The sequence below is a fragment of the Nonomuraea sp. NPDC050328 genome (genome assembly GCF_044459405.1).
In the GTDB taxonomy this organism is placed as follows: domain Bacteria; phylum Actinomycetota; class Actinomycetes; order Streptosporangiales; family Streptosporangiaceae; genus Nonomuraea.
The window spans coordinates 355749-377639 of the sequence record NZ_JBITIW010000009.1 but is presented as its reverse complement, the minus strand read 5'-3'; the positions used below and the strand labels follow the sequence as shown (position 1 = coordinate 377639).

At 71.2% G+C, this 21891-nt stretch carries 25 protein-coding genes and 3 tRNA genes; 9 read left to right on the top strand and 19 right to left on the bottom strand.

The genetic code is table 11. The annotated features are described in order from the left end of the window. Window positions 1-2: 2 nt before the first annotated feature. The 13 genes from ACIBG7_RS31575 to ACIBG7_RS31515 all read right to left on the bottom strand — a co-directional run bounded on the left by ACIBG7_RS31575 (window position 3) and on the right by ACIBG7_RS31515 (window position 8495). A complete protein-coding gene (locus tag ACIBG7_RS31575) occupies window positions 3-569 on the bottom strand; it encodes a TMEM165/GDT1 family protein (RefSeq protein ID WP_357920157.1) in 567 nt (188 codons plus the stop codon). 198 nt (window positions 570-767) lie between these two features. Beyond that, window positions 768-1784 (bottom strand): UDP-N-acetylmuramate dehydrogenase, encoded by a 1017-nt coding sequence (locus ACIBG7_RS31570; protein WP_397338545.1) that lies wholly within the window; start codon window positions 1782-1784, stop codon window positions 768-770. 45 nt (window positions 1785-1829) lie between these two features. Then, window positions 1830-3080, bottom strand: coding sequence for a hypothetical protein (locus ACIBG7_RS31565; protein ID WP_397338544.1), 1251 nt, complete (start codon window positions 3078-3080; stop codon window positions 1830-1832). 131 nt (window positions 3081-3211) lie between these two features. Beyond that, a complete protein-coding gene (locus ACIBG7_RS31560) occupies window positions 3212-3640 on the bottom strand; it encodes a MaoC family dehydratase (protein WP_357920147.1) in 429 nt (142 codons plus the stop codon). Beyond that, a complete protein-coding gene (locus ACIBG7_RS31555) occupies window positions 3640-4089 on the bottom strand; it encodes a MaoC family dehydratase N-terminal domain-containing protein (protein ID WP_357920145.1) in 450 nt (149 codons plus the stop codon). Before ACIBG7_RS31555 ends, ACIBG7_RS31560 begins: the two co-directional genes overlap by 1 nt. Window positions 4090-4317: 228 nt before the next feature. Further along, a complete protein-coding gene (locus ACIBG7_RS31550; RefSeq protein WP_357920143.1) occupies window positions 4318-4530 on the bottom strand; it encodes a CsbD family protein in 213 nt (70 codons plus the stop codon). Between the two features lie 265 nt (window positions 4531-4795). Next, a complete protein-coding gene (rpmG, locus tag ACIBG7_RS31545) occupies window positions 4796-4960 on the bottom strand; it encodes a 50S ribosomal protein L33 (RefSeq protein WP_101786011.1) in 165 nt (54 codons plus the stop codon). Between the two features lie 71 nt (window positions 4961-5031). Further along, a tRNA-Met gene (locus ACIBG7_RS31540) sits at window positions 5032-5105 on the bottom strand. A 373-nt stretch (window positions 5106-5478) separates the two neighbouring features. Beyond that, a tRNA-Thr gene (locus ACIBG7_RS31535) sits at window positions 5479-5554 on the bottom strand. A gap of 50 nt (window positions 5555-5604) precedes the next feature. Continuing rightward, window positions 5605-7191 carry an ATP-binding protein gene (locus ACIBG7_RS31530; RefSeq protein ID WP_397338543.1) on the bottom strand — a complete coding sequence of 529 codons (1587 nt, stop codon included), beginning with the start codon at window positions 7189-7191 and terminating at the stop codon, window positions 5605-5607. Next, window positions 7191-7853 (bottom strand): two-component system response regulator CseB, encoded by a 663-nt coding sequence (cseB, locus tag ACIBG7_RS31525; RefSeq protein ID WP_397338542.1) that lies wholly within the window; start codon window positions 7851-7853, stop codon window positions 7191-7193. The genes ACIBG7_RS31530 and cseB overlap by 1 nt, the downstream gene beginning before the upstream one ends. Further along, window positions 7850-8257, bottom strand: a complete 408-nt coding sequence (locus tag ACIBG7_RS31520; RefSeq protein WP_397338541.1) for a hypothetical protein — start codon at window positions 8255-8257, stop codon at window positions 7850-7852. The genes cseB and ACIBG7_RS31520 overlap by 4 nt, the downstream gene beginning before the upstream one ends. Window positions 8258-8291: 34 nt before the next feature. Then, a complete protein-coding gene (locus ACIBG7_RS31515) occupies window positions 8292-8495 on the bottom strand; it encodes a transposase (protein ID WP_357920132.1) in 204 nt (67 codons plus the stop codon). Between the two features lie 111 nt (window positions 8496-8606). On the opposite strand from ACIBG7_RS31515, the gene ACIBG7_RS31510 reads away from it, so the two are divergent. Continuing rightward, the gene (locus tag ACIBG7_RS31510) at window positions 8607-9245 is read left to right on the top strand and encodes a hemerythrin domain-containing protein (protein WP_397338540.1); all 639 of its coding nucleotides are present in this window, start codon (window positions 8607-8609) and stop codon (window positions 9243-9245) included. On the opposite strand, the gene ACIBG7_RS31505 is transcribed toward ACIBG7_RS31510, so the two are convergent. After that, on the bottom strand, window positions 9218-12427 hold the full coding sequence (locus ACIBG7_RS31505; RefSeq protein ID WP_397338539.1) for a BTAD domain-containing putative transcriptional regulator: 3210 nt from the start codon (window positions 12425-12427) through the stop codon (window positions 9218-9220). The genes ACIBG7_RS31510 and ACIBG7_RS31505 overlap by 28 nt on opposite strands. 69 nt (window positions 12428-12496) lie before the next feature. Further along, window positions 12497-13501, bottom strand: a complete 1005-nt coding sequence (locus tag ACIBG7_RS31500; RefSeq protein WP_397338538.1) for a GH25 family lysozyme — start codon at window positions 13499-13501, stop codon at window positions 12497-12499. A 241-nt stretch (window positions 13502-13742) separates the two neighbouring features. Here ACIBG7_RS31500 and ACIBG7_RS31495 point away from each other — a divergent pair, with 241 nt between their 5' ends. The 4 genes from ACIBG7_RS31495 to ACIBG7_RS31480 are packed head-to-tail and all read left to right on the top strand — an operon-like array spanning window position 13743 to window position 16150. Next, window positions 13743-14696, top strand: a complete 954-nt coding sequence (locus ACIBG7_RS31495) for an ATP-binding cassette domain-containing protein (RefSeq protein ID WP_397338537.1) — start codon at window positions 13743-13745, stop codon at window positions 14694-14696. After that, window positions 14683-15423: an ABC transporter permease gene (locus tag ACIBG7_RS31490; protein ID WP_357920117.1), complete on the top strand. Its 741-nt coding sequence runs from the start codon at window positions 14683-14685 to the stop codon at window positions 15421-15423. Before ACIBG7_RS31495 ends, ACIBG7_RS31490 begins: the two co-directional genes overlap by 14 nt. 14 nt (window positions 15424-15437) lie before the next feature. Beyond that, complete coding sequence (locus ACIBG7_RS31485) at window positions 15438-15818, top strand: hypothetical protein (RefSeq protein ID WP_357920114.1); 381 nt, start codon at window positions 15438-15440, stop codon at window positions 15816-15818. Continuing rightward, on the top strand, window positions 15815-16150 hold the full coding sequence (locus tag ACIBG7_RS31480; RefSeq protein ID WP_397338536.1) for a pyrophosphatase: 336 nt from the start codon (window positions 15815-15817) through the stop codon (window positions 16148-16150). The genes ACIBG7_RS31485 and ACIBG7_RS31480 overlap by 4 nt, the downstream gene beginning before the upstream one ends. A gap of 17 nt (window positions 16151-16167) precedes the next feature. Here ACIBG7_RS31480 and ACIBG7_RS31475 read toward each other — a convergent pair whose 3' ends face one another. After that, window positions 16168-16800 carry a GNAT family N-acetyltransferase gene (locus ACIBG7_RS31475; protein WP_357920108.1) on the bottom strand — a complete coding sequence of 211 codons (633 nt, stop codon included), beginning with the start codon at window positions 16798-16800 and terminating at the stop codon, window positions 16168-16170. Between the two features lie 114 nt (window positions 16801-16914). Between ACIBG7_RS31475 and ACIBG7_RS31470 the strand changes: the two genes are divergently transcribed. Then, window positions 16915-17289 (top strand): nuclear transport factor 2 family protein, encoded by a 375-nt coding sequence (locus ACIBG7_RS31470; RefSeq protein ID WP_397338535.1) that lies wholly within the window; start codon window positions 16915-16917, stop codon window positions 17287-17289. Window positions 17290-17402: 113 nt separating this feature from the next. Further along, on the top strand, window positions 17403-17687 hold the full coding sequence (locus ACIBG7_RS31465) for a hypothetical protein (RefSeq protein WP_397338534.1): 285 nt from the start codon (window positions 17403-17405) through the stop codon (window positions 17685-17687). A gap of 179 nt (window positions 17688-17866) precedes the next feature. Here the strand turns inward: ACIBG7_RS31465 and ACIBG7_RS31460 are convergent. Further along, window positions 17867-17948, bottom strand: a tRNA-Tyr gene (locus tag ACIBG7_RS31460). Window positions 17949-18082: 134 nt separating this feature from the next. On the opposite strand from ACIBG7_RS31460, the gene ACIBG7_RS31455 reads away from it, so the two are divergent. Further along, on the top strand, window positions 18083-18571 hold the full coding sequence (locus ACIBG7_RS31455) for a YajQ family cyclic di-GMP-binding protein (RefSeq protein WP_357920100.1): 489 nt from the start codon (window positions 18083-18085) through the stop codon (window positions 18569-18571). A gap of 50 nt (window positions 18572-18621) precedes the next feature. Here the strand turns inward: ACIBG7_RS31455 and ACIBG7_RS31450 are convergent, their stop codons facing one another. Continuing rightward, window positions 18622-20004, bottom strand: a complete 1383-nt coding sequence (locus ACIBG7_RS31450; RefSeq protein ID WP_397338533.1) for an MFS transporter — start codon at window positions 20002-20004, stop codon at window positions 18622-18624. A 70-nt stretch (window positions 20005-20074) separates the two neighbouring features. Here ACIBG7_RS31450 and ACIBG7_RS31445 point away from each other — a divergent pair, with 70 nt between their 5' ends. Next, window positions 20075-20914 carry a helix-turn-helix domain-containing protein gene (locus tag ACIBG7_RS31445; RefSeq protein ID WP_397338532.1) on the top strand — a complete coding sequence of 280 codons (840 nt, stop codon included), beginning with the start codon at window positions 20075-20077 and terminating at the stop codon, window positions 20912-20914. Window positions 20915-21063: 149 nt separating this feature from the next. Here the strand turns inward: ACIBG7_RS31445 and ACIBG7_RS31440 are convergent, their stop codons facing one another. Then, the gene (locus tag ACIBG7_RS31440; protein ID WP_397338531.1) at window positions 21064-21837 is read right to left on the bottom strand and encodes an SDR family oxidoreductase; all 774 of its coding nucleotides are present in this window, start codon (window positions 21835-21837) and stop codon (window positions 21064-21066) included. Between the last annotated feature and the right edge of the window lie 54 nt (window positions 21838-21891).

Genomic DNA, 21891 nt, shown 5'->3' with positions numbered 1-21891 from the left:
CTTTACGCGAGGGCCTGGTAGAGCATCACCCCGCCGAACAGCACGAACCCGGCGGCGGCGCCGTACCGGATGACCTTCTCCGGCAGGTGCTTGCCCAGCAGCCGGCCGACCAGGATGGCCAGGGCGTCGGCGGCGACCATGCCGACCGTCGAGCCGATCCACGTGCCGACCCAGTCGTGCTGCGTCGCCAGCGTGATCGTCGCCAGCATCGTCTTGTCCCCCAGCTCGCTGAGGAAGAACGCGACCGTCACGGCGATGATCGCGTTACGCGTGGTCTTGCCGGCCTTCTGGGCTTCCTCGTCGGTCAGCTCGTCGCCGCGCAACGTCCACAGCGCGAAGCCGAAGAAGGCGACGGCCGCCGCGATGTTGATCGCCTTGGTGGGCAACGCGTTCCCGAGCAGGCCGCCGAGCGCGACGCTGGCCAGGTGGACCGCGGTGGTGGCGATGGTGATGCCGATGATCACCGGCCAGGCCTTGAAGCGGGTGGCGAAGGTCAGCGCCATGAGCTGGCTCTTGTCGCCGAGTTCGGCGACGAAGATGACCACCAGGCTGATCCAGAACGCTTCCAACAATGGGTCCTCTTCCGCGCGGCCGAGCCGGAAGCAGGCACCCGGGGAGTTTCGGGCATGACTTCGGCCCGGCAGCGACTGACGTCGTCATTACCAGGCCGAAGGTCTCGTCCGCCCGTGAAGGCCGTGCGACCGGGCCGTGAGGCCAGTGTGTCGATCGCACTGTTGAGGACTACTCCCCTTCGGTATTCGACCCCATCATAGCGCGCACCCCACCATGACCGGCTCGTTGACCAGCGTGACCCCGAACTTCTCCGCCACCCCGTCGCGCACCTCGCGGGCGAGGGCGAGCAGATCGGCGGTGCTGCCGCCGCCGGGGTTGGTGAGGGCGAGGGTGTGCTTGGTGGAGATGCGGACCGGGCCGCGGCTGTAGCCCTTGGCGAACCCGGCCTGCTCGATCAGCCACGCGGCGGGCACCTTCTCCAGGCCGCCGGGCAGCTCCCAGCGCGGGTGCCCAGGGGCGCGCGGCTCCAGCTCACCGGCCGGGAGGATCGGGTTCATGAAGAAGGAGCCGGCGCTGCGGGTGTCGGGGTCGCCGGCGTCGAGCACCATGCCCTTGCCCCGGCGCAGCCCGAGGACGGCCTCGCGGGCGGCGGCGAGCGGCACCCGCTCGCCCAGCGGCACCTCCAGCCGGCGCGCGAGCTCCTCGTAGGCCACCGGCCCCGACCGGTCGGCGAGGTCGAGCGCGTAGGTCACCGCGAGCACGACGTGCCGGCCGAGATCCTGCTTGAACACGCTGTCGCGGTAGGCGAACCCGCACTGCCGCGCGCCCAGGTCGAGCACCTGACAGGTGCGCCGGTCGTAGACGCGGACCGACCTGATCGTCTCGGCCACCGCCTGCCCGTAGGCTCCGACGTTCTGGATCGGCGTGGAGCCCACCAGGCCGGGGATGCCGGACAGGCACTCGATGCCCGACCAGCCCTCGGCGACCGCCCGCGCCACCAGCGGGTCCCACTCCTCGCCCGCCTCGACGGTGACCAGCACCTGGTCACCGTCGCGCTCGACGCCCACCCCGCGACTCGCCACCCGGACCACCCGGCCGTCGAATCCCTCGTCGGCGACCACCAGGTTGCTGCCGCCGCCCAGGATCAGCAGCGGCGTCTTGGTGCCGTCCGCCTCGGCGACGAGCGAGACCAGTTCCTCGGCCGTCCGGGCCTCGACGAAGTCGCGGGCGGGGCCGCCCAGGCCGAGGGTCGTGTAGGGCGCCAGAATCATGCGCCCAGCCTACGGTGCCGGATTGATGAGCTGTACTGCCGAGCGCTAGGTGGTGCGCAACAGGCGCAGGACCCGGTCGTAGGTCCGGCGCGACTCCCGGTCGCGGTAGCCGGGATCGACCTCGTGGTAGGCCCGGTGCGTGCCCTGGACCACCGGGAGCAGTTCGTCCGGCACCACCAGCTCGCCGGGCAGCGCCAGGGAGAACTCCAGATCGGCGTTGCGGTAGTAGCGGGCGCCGTCCGGGAAGGCGGTCAGCGCCGCGCTCCGCCGTACCGCCATCAGGTAGCCCAGCAACGCGCGCACCGGGCCGGGCCCCGCCTCGTGCCAGTCGTGCCCGTCCGCGGACGGCTCCACGCCCTTCCAGCCCGCCGCCACCGCACCGGACTTCAACGCGTCCACCAGCGGCGTGATCGCGTCCCCGGTGAACACGGTGGAGGTCTCCATCAGGACGTGCACGTCGGCTTCATCCAGATACAACAGTTTGGTACGGCAAGCGCCCCATTCCGCGGTCCCGCCTCGCCAGTGCGGCTGCTCGGCGACGTGCCAGACGGTGATGCGGCCGGGGTGGCGCTCGGCCAGCTCCTGGGCCGCGTCGCCGGCTCCGTCCACGTTGCCCAGGTCGAGCAGGAGGACGCGGGCGGTGGTGTGCTCGATGATCGATTCGACGCAGGTGCGGAGGTCGTCCGGCCAGCCGTCCACGACCAGCCCGACCGACACCGTCACCTCGGCCACCTCGGTCCGGCGCCGCGTCATCGCGACACCGGCGTCGTCCAGGCGGTTCGCCGCGATCGAGCCGTCCCACAGGCGCTGGGCGTGCAGCAGGTCGTCGTCCGGCACCTTGGCCGGCGGCCCGCCGGCGAACCCGAGGTCCTCGGCCGGCCGCTCCTCGGCCCCTTGCCGTGCTGGCGCCCCGTCCGAGCGACCTCGGAGGGCGGGGTCGCCGTCGTGCTCGGGAGTGGCGGCGCCCGCGCCGACGTCGGGACGGGACCCGGTGGCCGTGCGGGACGAGCCGCCCTCGGTGTCCCGGCCCGTGCCGGTGGTCCGTACGGCAGGCGGAGGCAGGTGGCCGGCGGGCTCGTCCTCGGTCATGGCCGAGACCGGGATCGACCGCACGCTCGGCCACACCTCGTACGCGGGCCGCTCGCTCAGCGCGAACCCGTCCGCGGTGTCGTGGACGACCCATCCGGCCGACTCGATCTCGGCACGGAGCGCGTCCGCCGAGGCGTAGTCGCGCTCCGCTCTGGCCTTGGCCCGCCGCTCGGCGAGCTCGCTGACATGTCGAGGGGCTTCGCTCATGTCCCCCCGCATACCCCCAGCGAATCCCCACAATCTGCCCAGTCCCCGGAGGTCAGCCCGGGGCCGGGTTCGCCTTGCCCGGGAGGTGAGCCCTGGTCGGGCTCGCCCGGCCGCCGGAGGTGGGCTCGGGGTCAGGCGAGTTGGACCACCGCCCGGGCCCGGGACAGCACCTTGGCGTCGCCGGACTTGGCGGTCAGTCCCACGACCACCCGGTTGCCCTCCAGCTTCTCCTCGACCACCCCGCTGACCGAGATCGTCGCGCCCTCGTCGTCATCCGGGACCACCACCATCGCCGAGAAGCGCACACCGTAGTCCACCACCGCCGCCGGATCGCCCGCCCAGTCGGTGACGAACCGCCCGGCCTGGGCCATCGTGTACATCCCGTGCGCGATCACATCCGGAAGCCCGACCTGCTTGGCGAACCGCTCGTTCCAGTGGATCGGGTTCAGGTCGCCGGACGCCCCGGCGTACATGACCAGGTTCACCCGCCGCGCCTTGTACTCCGCCGCCGGGATCTCCTGCCCGACCTCGACCTCGTCGTACTTGATCGTCGCCGCCATCAGCCCGCTCCGCCCCGCTCGACGATGGTGTTGTAGGTCGTGCACACGTGCTCGCCGTCGACCGTGGTGATCTCGCTGCGGATAGTCAGCAGCTCGTTGCGTCCGGCGCTGCGAATGTCGGTGATCTTCGCGGTGGTGACCAGCAGGTCGCCCGGGTGGATCGGGCGGGTGTACTCGAACCGCTGCTCCCCGTGCACCACCATCGCGTAGTTGAGGCCCAGGTCGGGGCTGGCAAGCGCTTCGCCGCCGCCGGAGAGGCTGAACACGATGGGGAAGGTGGGAGGTGCGACCACATCGGGATGCCCGGCCGCCTGGGCCGCCTCCCGGTCGCGGTAGATCGGGTTGTCGTCACCGATCGCGGCGGCGAACTCGCGGATCTTCACCCTGCTGACCTCGTAGGGCGCCGAGGGCGGGAACTCGCGGCCGACGAAGTCACGATTCAAGGCCATGCTTGCCCCTTGTGCGTGCGTCCAGAGCTGATGGGGCGACGTTAACAGAATAACGTTCGGTTGTCGCCCGCCTCGTCGGGATCTTGGCACCCACCGGGGAGCGCGGCGGTTGGCTTTGGGATCCCGGGCCTTCGGCTGGTCCGGGACGGCGAGAGGGCGGCACCCTCTCCGGATGCCGCCCTCTCAGTGTGGCCGAGTGGCCGTATGACCGTGTGGTGGCGCGTGCGCCTAGCGACGGTCCTTGTTGTCAGGCGTGATCGCGTCCTTCACGTTCTTGGCCGCGTCCTTGATCTTCTCGCCGGCCTGCTTGACCTTGCTCTTGCTCTGGTCAGCATGCCCCTCGGCCTCAAGGCTCCGGTCGCCGGTCGCCCGACCGACACCTTCCTTGACCTTGCCGCCGAGCTCCTCGGCCTTGTTGTCCACCTTGTCGTCCAGGCCCATATCGACTCCCCTAGGTCTTGTCGCCCTGGACCTTCTCCTGTCCCCAGGAACGGGAGACAAACCCCGCTGACCTCCACGATCATCCCCACGAACCCCCACGCCCACCACGCGCGGGGAAAGCCGAAAACCCCGCCTGGCGAGGCCAGACAGGGCGTCGGGGGTAACACAGCAAACCGGCGCTCTCCCCAGAGAACGCCGGTTGAGTCAGGAGTGCCGCGACATCGCGCGGCTCAAGCCTGCCCGGGGGATGCCTTGCGGCACCGGCCTATCGCGTCTCGCGGTGAGCGCGGTGGGTGCGGCAGTTGGGGCAGTACTTCTTCAGCTCAAGCCGATCCGGGTCATTGCGCCGGTTCTTCCGCGTGATGTAGTTGCGGTGCTTGCACTCCTGGCAGGCCAGCGTGATCTTCGGCCTAACGTCGGTGGCAGCCACGTGGGAGTGCCTTTCTACGTTCGGGACTGGGACACACCCATGCCCGAGCCGTGAAGCTCGGGAGTGGGTAGTAGCGGAGGCCGGACTTGAACCGGCGACACAACGATTATGAGCCGTTTGCTCTGCCTGACTGAGCTACTCCGCCTTTGCCGGGCACAACATACCCGGCCCGACGAGGATACCCGACCTTGGGAGCACCTTCGTACTTCACCTGATCGGATGGGGTACTTCCAGTATGCCTCACGAACCTGCCCAACCTGAAATCGCCGCCGCGGCCGGTGACAACGATCGTGAGGGACACGTCAAACGGGAGGTTCTGGCCATCCGCAATGGCTGGAGTTACCGTCGAAGGGGCATCATCCACCCGCCGCAGGACGCCTGCCGCGGGGAACGCCCGATGTGGGGGACGCCCGGCCCGCCTCAGGGCCGGGCGTGGGCAGCCTCAGCCGATCCTTGGGGGACAACGAGAAACGCCCGGCTCCGAATACTTCGGACCGGGCGTCGTGCCGTGTCAGGCGTGGAGCCCCCAAACGGAATCGAACCGTTGACCTTCTCCTTACCATGGAGACGCTCTGCCGACTGAGCTATAGGGGCCTGTCCGTTTTGCTGTCTGCGCTGCGGACAGGTGTAACCATACACGGCCCTCAGCGATGATGCGAACTCGAACCCGGCAACCGGAGGACGACGATCGCGCCCTCGCCGGTGTTGGCGAACTCGAGCGTGGCGCCGAGGAGGCGGGCCTGGCCGGCGGCGATCGTCAGGCCCAGGCCGACACCCGTTCCCCGGGCTGTCGCGCCGCTCTCGAACCGCTGCGGGCCGTGCTCGCGGAGGCGGTCCAGGAGGGCGGGCGGGAAGCCTGGGCCGTGGTCGGCGACCGAGATCACCGGGCCGTCCACGGTGACGGTCACCGGGGGTGCGCCGTGGTGGAGGGCGTTGGTTACGAGGTTGGCCAGGATGCGTTCGACCCGCCTGGGATCGGTGACCACCTCGACATCTTTCACCACCTCCAACTTCACCCGAGACTCCGGCCCACCCCCCAGCCGCACCCCCGGCTCCGCACCGTCCCGCAACCGCACTCCGGCCTCGGCACCCCTGGCCACCTCCGGCCGTTCCCCGGCTCCGGCCCCCTCCTGGAGCACGCTCGGCTCCGTATCGGGGGCCTCAGCCGTCTCCCGTGGGGAGCCGGGCTCGCCCTCTCCCAGGTGGAGGGAGGTGAGGGCGCGGCGGGCCAGGGTGGCGGACAGGCGGGGTTCCAGGGAGGGGCGTTCGGTGGCGGAGTCGAGGCGGGCGACCTCCAGGACGTCCTCGACCAGCCGCCGCAGCACCGCGGCCCGGTCGCGCACCAGCTCGGTGGGTCGCCCCGGTGGGAGCAGTTCGGCCGCGGCGACCAGCCCGGCCACCGGGGTGCGCAGTTCGTGCGCGATGTCGGCGGTCACCCGGCGCTCAGCCTCCAGCCGGGCCTGCAGCGCGTCGGCCATCCCGTCGAGCGCCCGGCCCAGAGCCGCCACCTCATCCCGCCCCGCCGACCCGGCACCTCGCCCAGCCGCGACTACCTCGGGCCGCCCCGCTGTGCGCGCCTCGGTCCACCGGGCGTCCGCCGCCTCGCCCCGACTGGCAGCCGTCCCCCTGCCTCGCCCTGCTGCCGCCGGCTCGTCCTGCCCGGCAGCCGTCCCCTGGGCCTGCCCGGGCGCCCTCTCCTTGGCGGCCGCCTCCCCCACCAGTCGGGGCGTGACGCGGGCGCTCAGGTCACCGGCGGTGATGGCGGCGGCGGTGCGGGCGACGGTGCGGAGGCGGCGGCTCAGGCCGTTGGCGACGGCGACGCCGAGCAGGGAGGCGGCCACCGTGGCAAGCAGGCCCGAGCCCGCCAGGGCACGGTCGAGGGCCGCCTGGGAGGCCAGCTCGGGCCGGTAGGAGCGGCTGAGCGAGTAGACGGACTCCCCCACCCGGGCCGCCGCCCACAGCCGGTCCCCCTCCAGGTAGGTGGCACGGACGGGCCGGGCGGCGAGCACCGCGGCGAGGGCCCGGGGCAGGGCGGGGTCGCCGATGTGCAGCCCGGCGTCCTGGCCTTCGAGCTGCCGTTCGAGCAGGGTGACCAGGTGCCGGTCGAGCTCCGTCCGGGCCGCGTCGAGCCGGCTGCCGGAGGTGTGGACGTGCACGAGCACCCCGATGGCCGCGGCGACGAGGACGGCGGTGCCCGCCAAGGCCAGGGCGATACGTCCGCGGAGCCCCATCAACGCCTCAGCTTGTACCCGAAACCGCGCACGGTCTCGATCCGCTCGTTGCCGATCTTGGCCCGCAACCGCTGGACGTGCACGTCGACGACGCGGGTGTCGCCCTCCCAGGTGTAGTCCCAGACGTGCGCCAGCAGCGTGTCCCGCGAGAGCACGACACCGGGCTGGGCGGCGAACTCCAGCAGCAGCTTGAGCTCGGTCGGCGTCAAAGCCACCAGCGCGCCGCCGAGCCGTACCTCCATGGAGAGCGTGTCGACGGTGAGGTCGCCGAAGGCGACCACCGACGGCTCGGCGACGGGCGCCTGGCGGCGGAGCACGGCACGGATGCGCGCATGCAGGACGGCCAGGTCGAAGGGCTTGGTGACGTAGTCGTCGGCGCCGGCTTCGAGAGCGTTGATGACGTCGATGGAGTCGGTCCGCGCCGAGATCATGATGATCGGCACGTGCCCGGCCTCGCGGATGCGCCGGGCGAGGCTGACACCGTCGAGGTGCGGGAGCATCACGTCGAGCACGGCGACGTCGGGAGCCTGGGCGCGGAAGAGGTCGAGGCCGGCGAGCCCGTCGGCGGCGGCGCGGACGCGCATGCCGTACCGCTCCAGCGCGAGCTGGGTGGCCTCGCGGATGACCGCGTCGTCCTCGACCAACAGCACGTTGGTGGTCATCGGGGCGGCACCTCCAGGCGGCCGTCGGTGAGGTCCTCGCCGGGCGGCGGGGTGGTGGTGGTGACGGTGAAGCGGCTGTAGTAGCCGGTGCGTTCGAGCCGGAGCAGGCCGCTGAGCTCGAGCGTGGCGGGCAGGCCCCGCGCGCATTCGGCCTCGGTGCGGCACCAGGTGCCGTGCAGGGTGCCGGTGCCGGTGGCGCGCTCGTCGCCCCAGGAGGTCCAGCGCACGCCGGTCATGCTGCTGAACTCGGTCAGGGCGAGGCTGGTGGGCCGCTGCAGGGCGTCGCCCATGTAGGCGAGCACGTAGACGGGTCCCCGCGGCGCCACGGGCGCCTCGCCCTCGACCCGCACCCCGGGGGCGCAGGCGGACAGCAGCAGCAGAGCCGCGACGACGTGGAGCTTCATGCCGTCACGTTAGGTGAGGAAAGCCGCCGCGTGGTTATCCGACGGCTTGAAAGCGGCTGCGCGTGGGCAGCGGGACCACCTCGCACAGGTCGGCGAGGTCGACGAATCGAGCCACCTGCTCGACGGAGAGGCAGTCGGCGATCAGCCAGCCGTGCCTCCGCACCCTGAGCACCTGCCGCCCGGCCCGGATGGCCGGAGCCACCTCGAAGCCGTCCGGCCCCACCCACCGCCTGTCCATAGCGGCTCACAGTAGCGCCCGGGTCTCTCATTTTCCGTACGGCTCACGCGTTACACGTCATACCAAGTGGGTCCCAAGTGCCACCTAAGCAGCACTCCGCAGGCTGGGAGCATGAAAAAGCCAGATCTAGTCGGATTCCGCATCACTCACCGGGCCATGCGCGGCGACGTCAGGCGCCTGGCCACGGTCACGGCCGAGCTCGCCGAGGGCAGGCAGCGGGCGTCCGCCGCCCGGCTGGCCGCGCTGGCTGGTTTCGTGTCCCGGCTCTGCGCGGGCATCCACCACCATCACACGATGGAGGACGAGGTGCTCTGGCCGGTGCTCGTCCGCTGCGCGTCAGCCGAGGTGGATCTGAGCGACCTCACCGACGACCACCGGGAGCTCGATCCGCTGCTCGACGAGATCACCGCTGCGGCGGCCCGGATCGGCGCCGACCGGGCCGCCCTGACGCCGCTGGCGGTCGCCCTGGCCCGCCTCGCGGACCTGCTGGACGAGCACATCGCGGAGGAGGAGAAGACGATCTTCCCGGTGATCGAGGCGTACGTGTCCGGCGAGGAGTGGGCGAAGGTCGAGGCCGCCGTCCGCAAGGGCGCCGACCTGCGCTTCGACCTGCCGCGCATCGGCCAGTACGCGTTGCCGGAAGAGCTGGCCGCACTCCGGAAGGCGGCCGGGCCGGTGCTCTCGCTCCTGCTCGCGCTGGTCCGCCGGGGGCACGAGCGGCGTCAGCGATTGATCTTCGAGAGCGCCTGATCGCTCCAGTAGGCCGAGCCCAGGGTCCGGGCCACCGCCAGGGCCTGCTCGAAGTGCGCCCGGCCGTCGCGGCCGAGCGACTCGGCCAGCTCGCCGAGCAGGAAGGCCACCGGGCCGAGGGTGACCGAGCCGCTGTGCAGCCCGGCCATCTCCCCGGACCAGGGCAGCAGCTCCTCGTAACACCGTTCGGCCACCTCGCGGTCGCCGAAGGTCATCGCGGTCACCGCCCGCAAGCCGGTCATGACCAGCCAGTAGTAGTCCAGGGCGAAGACCACGTCCGGCCGCCACACCTGCCTGGCCCGCTCGGGCTCGCCGTCGCGCAGCAGGACGAGCGCGTAGATCTCGTTCAGCCCGGTCTCGGGCGGCAGCAGGGCCGTGAAGGCCGCCAGCTCCTCACGGGAGCGGTGCAGGTCGCCGCGGGTGAGCCGGACGACCGCCCGGCAGGTGACGCCCATGGCCGCCGCGTTGATGCCGCCGCCGTCGCCGAGCGTCTCCGCCAGCTCGGTGTACAGCCGCTCGGCCTCGTCGAACTCGCCCGCGACCAGGTGCCGCGCCGCGGTGAAGAAGCCCAGCACGACCAGGGCCATGCCGAGCTGGCCGCTGCTGGCCATCGCGACGCCCTGCCCGGCGTGGTAGGCCGCGGCGGCCAGGTCGTTGCGGCCAAGCGCGACCAGCATGAGCGTGTGGTGGCCCTGCATCAGGTAGCCGACCAGCCGGTGCCGCTCGCCCAGCTCCAGCAGCTCCGCGCCGATCGCGGCCAGCTCGTCGCGGCCCGCGGGGTGCAGGACGGCGAAGTACCTGGCGTTGAGCGCGAGGCAGAGCAGGTCGGGCCGGTCGAGCTCGCGGGCCAGCCGTACCGCCTCCAGCGAGGCCTCGCCGGTCCGCTCCTCGTCGTGCCCCTCCACCGCGAAGACCAGCGCGGCCAGCAGCCGGCAGCGCGTCTCGGCGTCGGCGGTGATCGCCAGTTCGGCCTCGACCGCGGCCACGAACGGCACGTCCAGCGCCCGGTTCTCCTGCAGCGACCAGCTCACCGGGGCGTCGTAGCAGGTCAGCGCGCGGACGCGGTCGCCGATGCGGCTGCCGAGCTCGATCGCGCCCCGCCGTACCGCCAGCGCGCCCAGGCCGTCGCCGGCGTGCCCGAGCGAGGAGACCAGGCCGCACATCAGCTCCAGCCGGGTCCGGTCGTCGGTCGCGAGGTCCAGTGCGGCCCGCCGCAGTTCCGCGGCCTCGCGGTGGGCGTGCAGGCCAGAGGCTTGTACGGCTGCCGCCGCGGCGTAGCGCACCGCGTCCGGGGAAGCGGCCTGCAGCGCGTGGTGCGCCAGAGCCGGCAGGTCGTCCGGCCGAACCGCCTCCAGCGCCGCCAGGACGCGGCCGTGCACCCGGGTGCGCCGGATGCGGGCCGTACCTTCGTAGAGCGTCTCCCTGACCAGCACGTGCGCGAAACGCACCCGGCCCGGGCCGGGCTCGGTGAGCAGGCCGGTCAGCACCGCCGCCTCCAGGCCGTCGAGCACGGTGTCCTCGTCGCCCTCGTGCATGTGGACCAGCACGTCCACCTCAGCCTCGCGGCCGACGGTGGCGGCGTTGCGCAACACGGTCTGCGCGGTGGCGGGCAGCCGCGAGATGCGCCGCCGGATCAGGTCGCGGACGCCGGGCGGGAGGGCGTGGGCCGCCTGCGGGCCGTCGGTGGCCAGCAGGCGGGCGATCTCGCAGACGTACAGCGCATTGCCGTCGGTGCGCTCGGCGACGGTGCGCACGGTGGGCTCGTCGAGGGTGAGCCCGGAGACGCTGGCCAGGAGCCGGCCGACGTCGGGGCCGGCCAGCTTGGTGAGCTCGACGTGCCGGCTGGCCGAGGCCAGGGCGGCCAGCGTGGCGCGCAGCTCGTCGGTGGCCTCCGAGGGGCGGTGGGTGGCGACAATCAGCAGGTCCTGCGCGGCGGTGGCGACCGCGCGCAGCAGGTACAGGGTCTCGCTGTCGGCCCGGTGCACGTCCTCCAGGACGATCACCAGCGGGGTGCGGGCGGCCAGGTGCTCGGCGAGGGCGCGAGCTAACTGGAACTGGCTGGCGATCGGCTCACCGTCGCGCAGCAGCGGCGCCAAGCGGGCGCCCGGAGCGGCTTCGGGCGGTGCGTTGTGGTCCAGGGTGCGGACGACCTCGCTCCACGCCCACGCGGGCGGTGCTCCGCCGTCCGTCTCGGGGCAGCGGCCCACCGCGACCCGCCGCCCGGCCGCGGCCGCCTCCGCCGCGAACGCCTCGGCGAGCGTGCTCTTGCCCGCTCCCGGCTCGCCCGCCAGCCACACCACGCCCGCGCGGGCCTCCCGCAGCACGGCCAGCTCCCGAGCGCGCCCCACCAGCTCCAGCCTCGGTACGGCAGGCGGCACCGGCGCGGACGGCTCCGATTCCGGCCTGACCAGCGGGGGCGACTGCAGGCCGGGATCCTGGTGGAGGATGTCCCGTTCGAGCGCCTGGAGGGCAGGCCCGGGGTCGACGCCGAGCTCGTCGGCCAGCGTCCGCCGCGCCTCGCGCAACACCGCCAGCGCCTCGGCCTGGCTGCCGGAGCGGTAGTGCGCCAGGGCCAGCAACCGCACCCCGTTCTCCCGCAACGGATAGGCGTTGACGTGGCTCCGCAACTCGGGCACGACCTGGGCGGGCCGGCCCAGGAGCAGCTCGGCCTCCGCCCGGTATTCCAAGGCCAGCAGCCGCAGCTCGGCCAGCCGTACCGCCTCGGGTGCGGCCCAGTCGTCCGGGAACTCGCCGAAGGCGGCCCCCCGCCACAACCCGCGCAGCTCGTCGAGGAGAACCAGCGCCTGCTCGGCCCGCCCCTGCTCCAGGACGGCGGCGGCCTGCTCGATCAGCGGACGCGCCCGCCAGGCGTCGACCGCCTCGACCGGCAGGCTGAGGCGGTACCCCGGCGGCGTGCTGACGATCACCGTGGCCGGAGTGCGCGGAGCCCGCCCGGGCTCGGTGGCGCGGCGCAGGTTGGAGATGTAGACCTGCAGCGCGGCCAGCGCCTTGGGCGGCGGCTGGCCCTGCCACAGGTCGTCGATGAAACGGTCGGTGGACACGACCTCGCCGCCGGCCGCGACCAGGCGGGCGAGCACCGCCCGCTGGCGGGAGGTGCCGAGGTCGATCCGGCGGCCGTCTAGGGTGACTTGGAGCGGTCCGAGGACGTGGATGCGCAGCATGATGATCGGACCAAGTATGTCCTGATCAACCGCGATTTATCACCCCTTTGCGGGGCGCTGCGCCGGGGCTCAGGCCTTGAGGGTGTACTCCGCCTCGCCCACGGTGAACTTGATCCCGACCGCACCCCGAGCCTTGGCCTTGAGCACGACCTGGATCCGCGCCCGCTGCCCCGGCTTGAGCTGCGGGATCACGCACTTGACGGCGGTGCCGCTGAACTTGCAGCCCGGAGCCGTCCGCACCGTCCCGCCGAAGGCCCGGCCGCTGACCCGGATGTTGGTCATCGCGTGCGGCCCGGTGTTGGACACGGTCAGCGTGTAACTGGTCCGCCCCTTGATCCCGCCGCCCAGCGTGATCTCGGCCGGCGGGTTGACCAGCTCCTTGAGCTGCTCCTCGCTGCCGTTGAAGCTGTTCTGGCCGCCGACCAGCGGCCCCTTGTCCGCCGACTGCCAGAAGGTGTGGGCGCTCCAGCTCGCCGGCAGCTCACCCGGCTCGCCGCCCCAGCGCGCCAGCCACAGCGGGTTGGCCTTGAACTTGGTCGAGTCGCCCGTGCAGGTGCGCCACCAGCTCGTCGTGGTGTAGATGATCGCGTGCCGGCCGGTCTTGCGGCGGTAGGTGGTGGTGAAGTCCTTGATCCAGGCGACCATCTCCTTGGCGGAGAGGCCGTAGCAGCTGTTCTTGCCGTTCTTGTCCTGGTACGGGTTGTCCTCCACGTCCAGCACGCCCGGCAGGGTCTGCCCGTCGTTCGTCCACTTGCCGCCGTTCGCCACGAAATGCTCGGCCTGCTGGCCGCCGTCCAAGGTGTGCGGCATGGCGAAGTGGTAGGCGCCGCGGATGAGGCCGGCCGCGGCGGCTCCGCCGTACTGGGCCTGGAAGTGCGGGCTCGTCCAGTCGCTGCCCTCGGTGGCCTGGACGAAGGCGAACTTGCCGCCTCCGGCGGCCACGGCCGGCCAGTCGACCTCGCCGGTCCAGTTGCTCACGTCGACCCCGGGCACGCCGTTCAGAGCCTGGGCGCTGCCCGCGAACAGCGGGATCCCGAGCGCCACACCAGCCGCCACCAGCACCAAACGTCTCATCAGGCGCGTCCTTCCTCACGGGTTGCGGGGAAGATCCTGACGGAACGCCGCAAACAGCGCAAGTTCCGGTTTTTTTGAAAGGCCATCTCAGCGCCTTTTCCCTTACGTATTCGCGCAGGTCAGAGGCGAATATGAACGCGACATTCGCGTTTGCCAAAACAAATGGCAGCCACCAAGAATGAATTCATCGCCGAACCCGCCCCGAACAGGGGTTTCTTCGGCATGCCCGGAAGGAGCCACGTTGATCCACACCCGTCGCCTGGCCCGCGACTTCACCATCAAGAAACAGACCGTCCACGCCGTGCGCGGCATCGACCTAGACATCGAGGCCGGCTCGCTGGTGGCCTTCCTCGGCCCCAACGGCGCCGGGAAATCCACGACGCTGCGCATGCTCACCACCCTGCTCCCGCCCACGTCCGGCAGCGCCGTGGTCGCGGGGCACGACGTCGCCACCGACCCGGCCGCCGTCCGCGCCCGCATCGGCTACGTCGGCCAGGGCAGCAGCGCCGGCGAGAACTTCCGCGCCGGCGACGAGCTGGTCACCCAGGGGCTCGCGTACGGCTTGCGCCGCGCCGACGCCCGCCGCCGCGCCCAGGAGGTCATGGACCTGCTCGACCTGGTGCCCTTCGCCAGCCGCAAGCCCGGCACCCTGTCCGGCGGCCAGCGCCGCCGCCTCGACATCGCGCTCGGCCTCATCCACCGGCCCGGCCTGCTCTTCCTCGACGAACCCACCACCGGCCTCGACCCCACCGGCCGCGCCGAGGTCTGGCAGCACATCCTGCGACTGCGCGCCGACTTCGGCACCACGCTCTTCTTCACCACGCACTACCTGGCCGAGGCGGACACCATGGCCGAACGGGTGATCATCATCGACGGCGGGCGGATCATCGCCGACGGCACGGCGGCCAAGCTCAAGGGCGAGCTCGCCGGCGACCGCATCACCATCACCGTCGACGACGCCGTAGCCGCGCGGACCGTCGCCGACCGCATGGGCGCCGAGGTGATCTCCGCCGAACCCGTCGCCGACGACCACCTCGTGCAGGTCCGCGTCGCGCACGCCGACCGGGCCCTGCCCGACTACCTGCGCGCCCTCGACGCCGCCGGCGCCAAGGTCACCAGCGCCGAGACCGCCCGGCCGACCCTCGACGACGTCTTCCTCACCCTCACCGGAAGGGCCCTCGATGATCCTGCGTGACACCGCGACCGTCTTCACCCGGGAGATCACCCCGTCCCTGCGCGAACCGGTCTCGCTCCTCTTCGAGATGGGCCAGCCGCTCTTCTTCCTGTTCATCTTCGGCTCGCTGCTGCCCGGCGGGGGCGACTGGCAGTGGTTCGTGCCGGGCATCCTCGTGATGATGTGCCTGATGGGGCCGCTCGGATCCGGCTACCACCTGCTGGTCGAGCTGATGTCCGGCTCGATGGAACGCCTCACCGTCACGCCGCTCAACCGCACCGCGCTGCTGGCCGGCCGGGCGCTCAAGGAGTCTTCGGTCCTGCTCGCGCAGGCCGTGCTGATCGTGGTGCTGGCCGTACCGCTGGGCTTCGAGCTGCACCCGCTCGGCATCCTGGCCGGCCTGGCGCTCCTGGTCGTGCTCGGGCTCGGGCTGAGCTCGCTCTCCTTCGTGCTGGCCATCAAGTCCGCGCCGAGCGGCACGCTCTTCTACGTCGTGAGCCAGCTCCTGATCTTCCCGATGCTGCTGCTGTCCGGCGTGCTCCTGCCCCTCGACTCCGGACCCGCCTGGCTCCGCGCCGTCGGCGCCGCCAACCCGCTCGCCCACATCGTCTCCGCCGAGCGCGCCCTGTTCGCCGGCTCCTTCCAGAACCTCTCCATCCTGTACGGCGCAGCCGGCGCGACCGTGTTCGCGATTATCGGACTTGTCCTTGGAAACCGGGCAATGCGTAGAGGCTTGTCAGGGCGCTGATCTACCCTCGGGATGTGGACAGCGACAGCCAGGCGGCGGGCGCGGTGCTCGCCGCCCTGGGGCAAACCGTGGCGGTCTTCACTGAACTGCACCATCCCTACGTGCGGCACCAGGCCTTCTCCTACCTGCTCCCCGCCGGTGGCGCCGTCGCCGGGACCGTCTTCACCCTCCCCGACGGCCGCGAGGTGCACTTCGCCGTCACGCTCGGCTTCACCGGCGACTCCTTCACCGTCTCCGGCACCGCCGCCGTCGAGGACTCCGAACTCCTGTCCCTCCCGCCGCGCACCCTGCACAACCTCGACGACGCCTTATCCGTGCTCGACTCCTACGTCGACGAGATCGCCGAGTCCTCCCGCCGCCTGGTCGACACCCTCTTCGAGGACCTCGCCCGATGAGCGGCTCCTACCTGGCCCGTCTCACCGACGACCTCGAAGCCATCTCCAGCCACTACGCCCAGCGCCACGGCATCCACCGGGACTCCTCGTGGTTCCTGCTCAAGGTGCACGAGGAACTCGGCGAGCTCACCCAGGCCTACCTCATGCGCACCGGCCAGGCCCGCGACAAGGGCCACACCCCGGCCGAACTCGACCAGGCCTTCCGGTCCGAGCTGGCGGACGTGTTGTGCCAGTTGCTGCTGCTCGCCCGCCACCACGACGTCGACCTCCAGGCCGAGATCAACCACAAGTGGATGCCCCACCACCCGGCCCGGGAGCCTTCCCAGCCCTAGACCGGCTTCGACGTGCGTCAGGCCAAATGCGGTGGCACCAGCAAGGCCTCCGCCCCCACCGGCACATACCCCGCCGCCAGAAACGCCCGCACACTGGCCGCGTTCCCGGGGGCGATCTGCGCCCACACCGGCCCCGGGGTCAAATACCGCGCCGCCTCAGCCAACGCCCGCCCCACCCCACGCCCCCGGCTCTCCTCCGCCACCTCGACGGCAACCTCCCACCGCCCCGCCACCCCGCGCCCCACCGCCAGCACCCCACCCGGACACGTCCACACCCGCACGTCGTCCCGATGCCGCAACGCCCGCCGTACCCGCGGATGCCCCCGGTCCATCACCTCGGCCAACTCCACCGCCGGCTCCCCCACCAACGGCTGACCCAGCGCCAGCAGATCGACGTTGTTCACCCGCCGCCCCGTCCGAACCTCCAGCTCCCGCAGGAACGGCGGATTCAACGCAGCCGACAGATCAGCCACATCCACTTGAGCCCGGATCCACTCCCGATCCACATCCACGAACACCACCGAATGCGCGGTGAACGCCATCACCCCCGCGTCCCGCTCCGACGGCTGCGCAAGGATCGTCGGCCCCGCCCCCGGCTCCGGCATCCGCCCCGCAGCCACCCCGTCCAGCACTTCCTCCAGCCCACCCACCTTCAGACCGTACCCCTCCCCTGCGTGGCCCCCGGAGGCGTACTCCACCGGCAGTACGCCACCGTCTCCCCCAGGCCGACGCACCCCCCGCCCAACCCCGCCACCATCGAAGCCATGGAAACCCCCGACTTCCACGCCTACCTCACCCGCCTGCCGTACGAACTGGCCTTCAGCGAAGACGACCCCGCCTCGATCATCGACCGCTACTACACCCCCACCTTCCAGTACCGCAACGACGGCATCACCCTCGACCGCCAACGCCTCATCGACCACACCACCCCAGCCCGCAAGACCACCAAGCACCTCGACATCCAGATCCACGAAACCCTGACCGACGGCCCCAGGGCCGCCGCCCGCTTCACCATGACCGCCCACACCCGCAAGGACAAGGTGATCAAAGTGGAGGTCCACCTGTTCGCCGAATACGCCCCCGACGGCCGAATAGCCCAGGCCAACGCCCTCACCCGCACCCTCGACCCCTCGACCTGAAACCGCATACTCGATCAGGGGCCGCCCCGTCGCCACCAGAAGGCCCTCAATCCGCGTTGAGGCCGGTCAAGGGCCTGCGAATCATGATCTCGGATGCGGCGGAGAATAGGAGCATGAACCAGCAGGTCGCCACCGAGATCGCCGAAGAGTACCTGGCCCGCCGGCGCCGCATTGCCGACTACTCAGAGTTGGCTGTCATGGAGGAAAACGGCGACAAGGATTGGGAGAACGTGGTCGGGCCCGACGGCGAGCAATACAAAGTTCTTTTCTACGTCCTGCCCGCCGCGGATGACTGCCTTCGCCTGGTCGTAGCCGTAAACGGTCGTGCTGCCGGATCCTCAGTCGCCCCACTGACCCGCGAGGAGATCATGCGACCGGACGGCTCCTTCGTCGAGTAGCCCGCGCTCGCTGTGCCTCATGCGTCGCCCCGCCTACGCCTTGCCGCGTGACCACGCACCCGCAGATCCCGCGAGCAGCGACATATGCCTGCTTCGGGGCGGCAGTGGTACATGTGTGCGCACACGCGAAGAAGGCCCTTGACCCGCGTTGAAGCCGGTCAAGGGCCTTCCCTTTGGTGTGGCAGGTCCAGGGTTCGAACCTGGGTAGGCTAAGCCGACGGATTTACAGTCCGCTCCCATTGGCCACTCGGGCAACCTGCCGTGCCATCCGCTCTCGCGGCGACAGGTAGAAGCATAGCGGACTTCCCACGTGCACGTGACACCGGTTTGTCCCGCAGGCCGGGCGTCACAGGGCGCTAAGGTCGGAGAGGGAAGAAGAGAGGACACCCATACCGATGGCCGACAGCAGTTTCGACGTGGTCAGTAAGATCGACCGGCAGGAGGTCGACAACGCCCTGAACCAGGCCGCCAAGGAGCTCGGGCACCGCTTCGACTTCAAGGGCACCGGGGCGAGCATCAACTGGTCCGGGGAGAGCATCGAGATCAAGGCCAACAGCGAGGAGCGCGCGAACGCCGCACTCGACGTGTTCAAGGAGAAGGTCGTCAAGCGCGGCCTGTCGCTGAAGACCCTCGACGCGGGCGAGCCGAAGCTGTCTGGCAAGGAGTACCGCCTGGTCGTGGCGCTCAAGGAGGGCATCGACCAGGAGAACGCCAAGAAGATCTCGAAGATCATCCGGGACGAGGGTCCCAAGGGCGTCAAGGCGCAGATCCAGGGGGACGAGCTCCGGGTCAGCTCCAAGAAGAAGGACGACCTGCAGGAGATCATCAACCTGCTCAAGGGCAAGGATCTCGACCTCGCCCTGCAGTTCACGAACTACCGCTGACTGGTCCCCGCCTGGAGGGGGAGTCCAGGGCACTTGGCCGTACGTCCCGATCAGAGGTTCGGGGCGGCGGCCTTTCGTGTTTTCCGGCGGAGGGGGAGGATCAGGGCGGTCACAGCCAGGAGGGCGGCGGTGAGGACGGCGAGGCGGAGGTCGGGGGTGCCGTCCGTGCCGGAGATGAGGATGAGGAGGGCCAGGCCGGTGCCGCTGCCGGCCTGGAGGACGGTGGTGGACAGGCCTGAGGCGGCGCCCTGGTCGGTGGCGGGGACGCCGGTGGAGGCGAGGATGAACAGGGTGTTGAACGACAGGCCGGAGCCGAGGCCGAAGCCGAGCAGCCCGGCCAAGAGGGTGAGGTAGGTGCCGTCCGGGGTGAGGGAGAGGCCTAGGAGGGCGGTTCCGGCGACGCCGGTGGCGAGGGAGATCAGGAGGGTACGGCGTAGCCCCAGCCTGGTGAGGAGGCGTTCGCTGAGGAGGTTGCCGGCGGTGATGCCGAGGGTCGGGCCGAGGAAGGCCAGGCCGGACTGGAGGGCGGCGTAGCCGAGGACGTCCTGGAAGTAGAGGGTCAGGAAGTAGGGGACGCTCTGCAATGTCATGCCGTACACGAGGATGGCCAGAGCCGCGGTGCGGGTGTGAGGGTTGGACCAGAGGCGGAGCGGCATGAGCGGGTTGCGGGTGCGGGACTCGATCAGGAGGAAGGCGCCCAGGGCGGCGAGGGAGGCTGCGGCGAGCAGGGCCGAGGTGGGCCAGCCCCAGACGGGTCCCTGGGTGAGGGCCAGGATGAGGCCGGTGACGCCCAGGGTGCCCAGCAAAGCACCGGGGAGGTCGAAGCGACGGTCGCCGGGGAGGGACGGGGCACTCCCGGGGAGAGGCGACGCGGCGGCAGGGAGGGGTGGGGCACTTGCGGGGAGGACGGTGAGGGCTAGGAGAGCGCCGGCCGCGGCTATCGGGACGTTGACGAAGAAGACGGCGGACCAGCCGAAGTACCCCGTAAGCACGCCGCCCAGCAAAGCGCCGAGGCTGAGGCCGCCGGCACCGCAGACGGCCCAGACGGTCATGGCCCGGTTCCGGGCCGGCCCCTCGTCGAACAGGGTGGCCACCAGCGAGAGGGTGGCGGGCATGAGGAGCGCCCCACCGACCCCCTGGAGGACACGCGCAAGGATCAACCACCCCGGCGAACCGCTCAAGCCGCCCAACGTCGACGCCACGCCGTACAGGATCATGCCCGCGACGAACATCCGGCGGCGGCCCACCAGGTCGGCAAGACGGCCGCCGAGCAGGAGCAGCCCGCCGAAGGGGACGGCATAGGCGGTGACAACCCACTGCAGGCCGGTCGCGGAGAAGCCGACATCGCGCGCGATCTGCGGCAGGGCGACGTAGACGATGGTGAAGTCGATGGCGGTGATCAGGGCGCCGAGCCCGAGCAGGAACAGTCTCATGAGCGCGAGCCTGGTTCAGAGGCAGGCGCGACAACCAGGTCCGGAAAGTGAGTAGGCAAGAATTGAGCACATGGACCGTGATCTCGAACTGAGCGAGTTCCTGAAGTCCAGGCGCGCGCGGGTCCGCCCGGAGGGCCTGCCGTACGGGAGCAACGGCACGCGGCGGGTGCGCGGGTTGCGACGGGAGGAGCTGGCGCTGCTGGCCGGGGTGAGCGTGGCGCACTACACGCGGCTGGAGCAGGGGCGCGGGCGGCACGTGTCGGCCGAGGTGCTGGACGCGATCGCCGACGCGCTGCGGCTGAGCACGGACGAGCGGAGCTACCTGCACGCGCTGGTACGGCCGGCGCACCGGTGCCAGGACGTGACGCAGGGGCCGGTGAGGCCGGGGCTGCGGCGGTTGCTCGACTCGATGGTGCTGACCCCGGCGTTCGTGCTGGGCCGGCACGCGAACGTGTTGGCCTGGAACACGCTGGCCGCGGCGGTGTTCGGGGACTTCGGGGCGATCCCGGAGGAGCGGCGGACGATCGCGCACCTGATCTTCACCGACCCGGGGATCCGGCGGCTGCACGGCGAGCGGTGGGAGTGGCTGGCGCGCGAGCACGTGGCGCAACTGCGGCTGCTGGCCGCGCGGTACCCGAAGTACCGGCAGATCCGGCAGCACATCCGAGGGCTGGCGGCCGAGAGCCCGGAGTTCGCGCGGCTGTGGGAGGAGCACGCGGTGGCGGCGGCGACGCATCGCGACTACGTGCTCGACCACCCGGTGGTGGGCGAGCTGCGGCTGTCGGCGGAGATCGTCACGCTGCCCGGGGACCCGGAGTTGCAGGGCATGGACCTGTTCGCCGCCGAGCCGGGGTCGGAGTCGGAGCGGCGGCTGCGGACGCTGGCCGCACGTGATCAGAGGGCGACCTAGCGTATTGATCGACCCCAGCGGGTACTCCGACAGCGTGCGCCGTTTCCACCTGCGTCACCGGTGGGTGATCATCGAACGGATCGGCCGAGTAGTCACCCAGCAGTGCGAGACCTGCGGAAAGACACGAGTGCGCATCACGTCCTGACGGCCTACTCCCCCATGACGTACCGCACCGTCGGTCCGGCGGTCCAGCCGCCGTCGACGGCGATCTCGGCGCCGGTGACGTAGGAGGCCGCGTCGGAGAGCAGGAAGCAGACCGCCCCGGCGATCTCCTCGGCCTCACCCACCCGGCCCATCGGCGTGTTCGGGTAGTTGCCCTCGCCCGCGCGGATCCCGGTGGCGGCGGTCATCGGGGTGTAGGTCATCCCGGGATGGACGGAGTTGACGCGGATCCGGTCGGTTCCGAGCTCGATCGCGGCGACCTTGGACAGGCCGCGCACGCCCCACTTGGACGCGCCGTACCCGGCGGTGAGCGCGAGGCCCATGAGCCCGGCGGCCGAGGAGATGTTGACGATCGACCCGCCGCCGGCGGCGCGCATGGGCGCGATGGCGGCCTGAAGGCCGTTGAAGGTCCCGACCAGGTTGATCCTGAGCACCAGCTCGAAGTGGTCGAGCGGCTCGCGCTCCACGAACTGCCCGGTGGAGATGCCGGCGTTGTTGACCAGGCCGGTCAGCCTGCCGTACACCGACTCGGCGAGCTCGATCGCCCGCGCCCACTCGGCCGGCTTGGTGACGTCGAGGTGGACGTAGCGGGCGGACGGGCCGAGCCGGGCGGCGGTGGCCTCGCCGTCGTCGTCGAGCAGGTCGCCGATGACCACCTGGCCGCCGCTGGCGACGATGCGTTCGGCGAAGGCCGCGCCCAAGCCGCGGGCGCCGCCGCTGACGACGACGATCTTGCCGTCGAGTGATTCGTGGCCGCTCATGAGAGGGACCTTCCGCGAAAGGGCCCGGCAGGAGCACCGGGCACGGTCGAAAGC

Excerpts from the sequence above, each read along its gene's own strand:
- ACIBG7_RS31570 (WP_397338545.1), bottom strand. The coding sequence starts at position 1,784 with ATGATTCTGGCGCCCTACACGACCCTCGGCCTGGGCGGCCCCGCCCGC.
- ACIBG7_RS31565 (WP_397338544.1), bottom strand. The coding sequence starts at position 3,080 with ATGAGCGAAGCCCCTCGACATGTCAGCGAGCTCGCCGAGCGGCGGGCC.
- ACIBG7_RS31560 (WP_357920147.1), bottom strand. The coding sequence starts at position 3,640 with ATGGCGGCGACGATCAAGTACGACGAGGTCGAGGTCGGGCAGGAGATC.
- ACIBG7_RS31555 (WP_357920145.1), bottom strand. The coding sequence starts at position 4,089 with ATGGCCTTGAATCGTGACTTCGTCGGCCGCGAGTTCCCGCCCTCGGCG.
- ACIBG7_RS31550 (WP_357920143.1), bottom strand. The coding sequence starts at position 4,530 with ATGGGCCTGGACGACAAGGTGGACAACAAGGCCGAGGAGCTCGGCGGC.
- ACIBG7_RS31530 (WP_397338543.1), bottom strand. The coding sequence starts at position 7,191 with ATGGGGCTCCGCGGACGTATCGCCCTGGCCTTGGCGGGCACCGCCGTC.
- cseB (WP_397338542.1), bottom strand. The coding sequence starts at position 7,853 with ATGACCACCAACGTGCTGTTGGTCGAGGACGACGCGGTCATCCGCGAG.
- ACIBG7_RS31520 (WP_397338541.1), bottom strand. The coding sequence starts at position 8,257 with ATGAAGCTCCACGTCGTCGCGGCTCTGCTGCTGCTGTCCGCCTGCGCC.
- ACIBG7_RS31515 (WP_357920132.1), bottom strand. The coding sequence starts at position 8,495 with ATGGACAGGCGGTGGGTGGGGCCGGACGGCTTCGAGGTGGCTCCGGCC.
- ACIBG7_RS31510 (WP_397338540.1), top strand. The coding sequence starts at position 8,607 with ATGAAAAAGCCAGATCTAGTCGGATTCCGCATCACTCACCGGGCCATG.
- ACIBG7_RS31505 (WP_397338539.1), bottom strand. The coding sequence starts at position 12,427 with ATGCTGCGCATCCACGTCCTCGGACCGCTCCAAGTCACCCTAGACGGC.
- ACIBG7_RS31500 (WP_397338538.1), bottom strand. The coding sequence starts at position 13,501 with ATGAGACGTTTGGTGCTGGTGGCGGCTGGTGTGGCGCTCGGGATCCCG.
- ACIBG7_RS31490 (WP_357920117.1), top strand. The coding sequence starts at position 14,683 with ATGATCCTGCGTGACACCGCGACCGTCTTCACCCGGGAGATCACCCCG.
- ACIBG7_RS31480 (WP_397338536.1), top strand. The coding sequence starts at position 15,815 with ATGAGCGGCTCCTACCTGGCCCGTCTCACCGACGACCTCGAAGCCATC.
- ACIBG7_RS31470 (WP_397338535.1), top strand. The coding sequence starts at position 16,915 with ATGGAAACCCCCGACTTCCACGCCTACCTCACCCGCCTGCCGTACGAA.
- ACIBG7_RS31465 (WP_397338534.1), top strand. The coding sequence starts at position 17,403 with ATGAACCAGCAGGTCGCCACCGAGATCGCCGAAGAGTACCTGGCCCGC.
- ACIBG7_RS31455 (WP_357920100.1), top strand. The coding sequence starts at position 18,083 with ATGGCCGACAGCAGTTTCGACGTGGTCAGTAAGATCGACCGGCAGGAG.
- ACIBG7_RS31450 (WP_397338533.1), bottom strand. The coding sequence starts at position 20,004 with ATGAGACTGTTCCTGCTCGGGCTCGGCGCCCTGATCACCGCCATCGAC.
- ACIBG7_RS31445 (WP_397338532.1), top strand. The coding sequence starts at position 20,075 with ATGGACCGTGATCTCGAACTGAGCGAGTTCCTGAAGTCCAGGCGCGCG.
- ACIBG7_RS31440 (WP_397338531.1), bottom strand. The coding sequence starts at position 21,837 with ATGAGCGGCCACGAATCACTCGACGGCAAGATCGTCGTCGTCAGCGGC.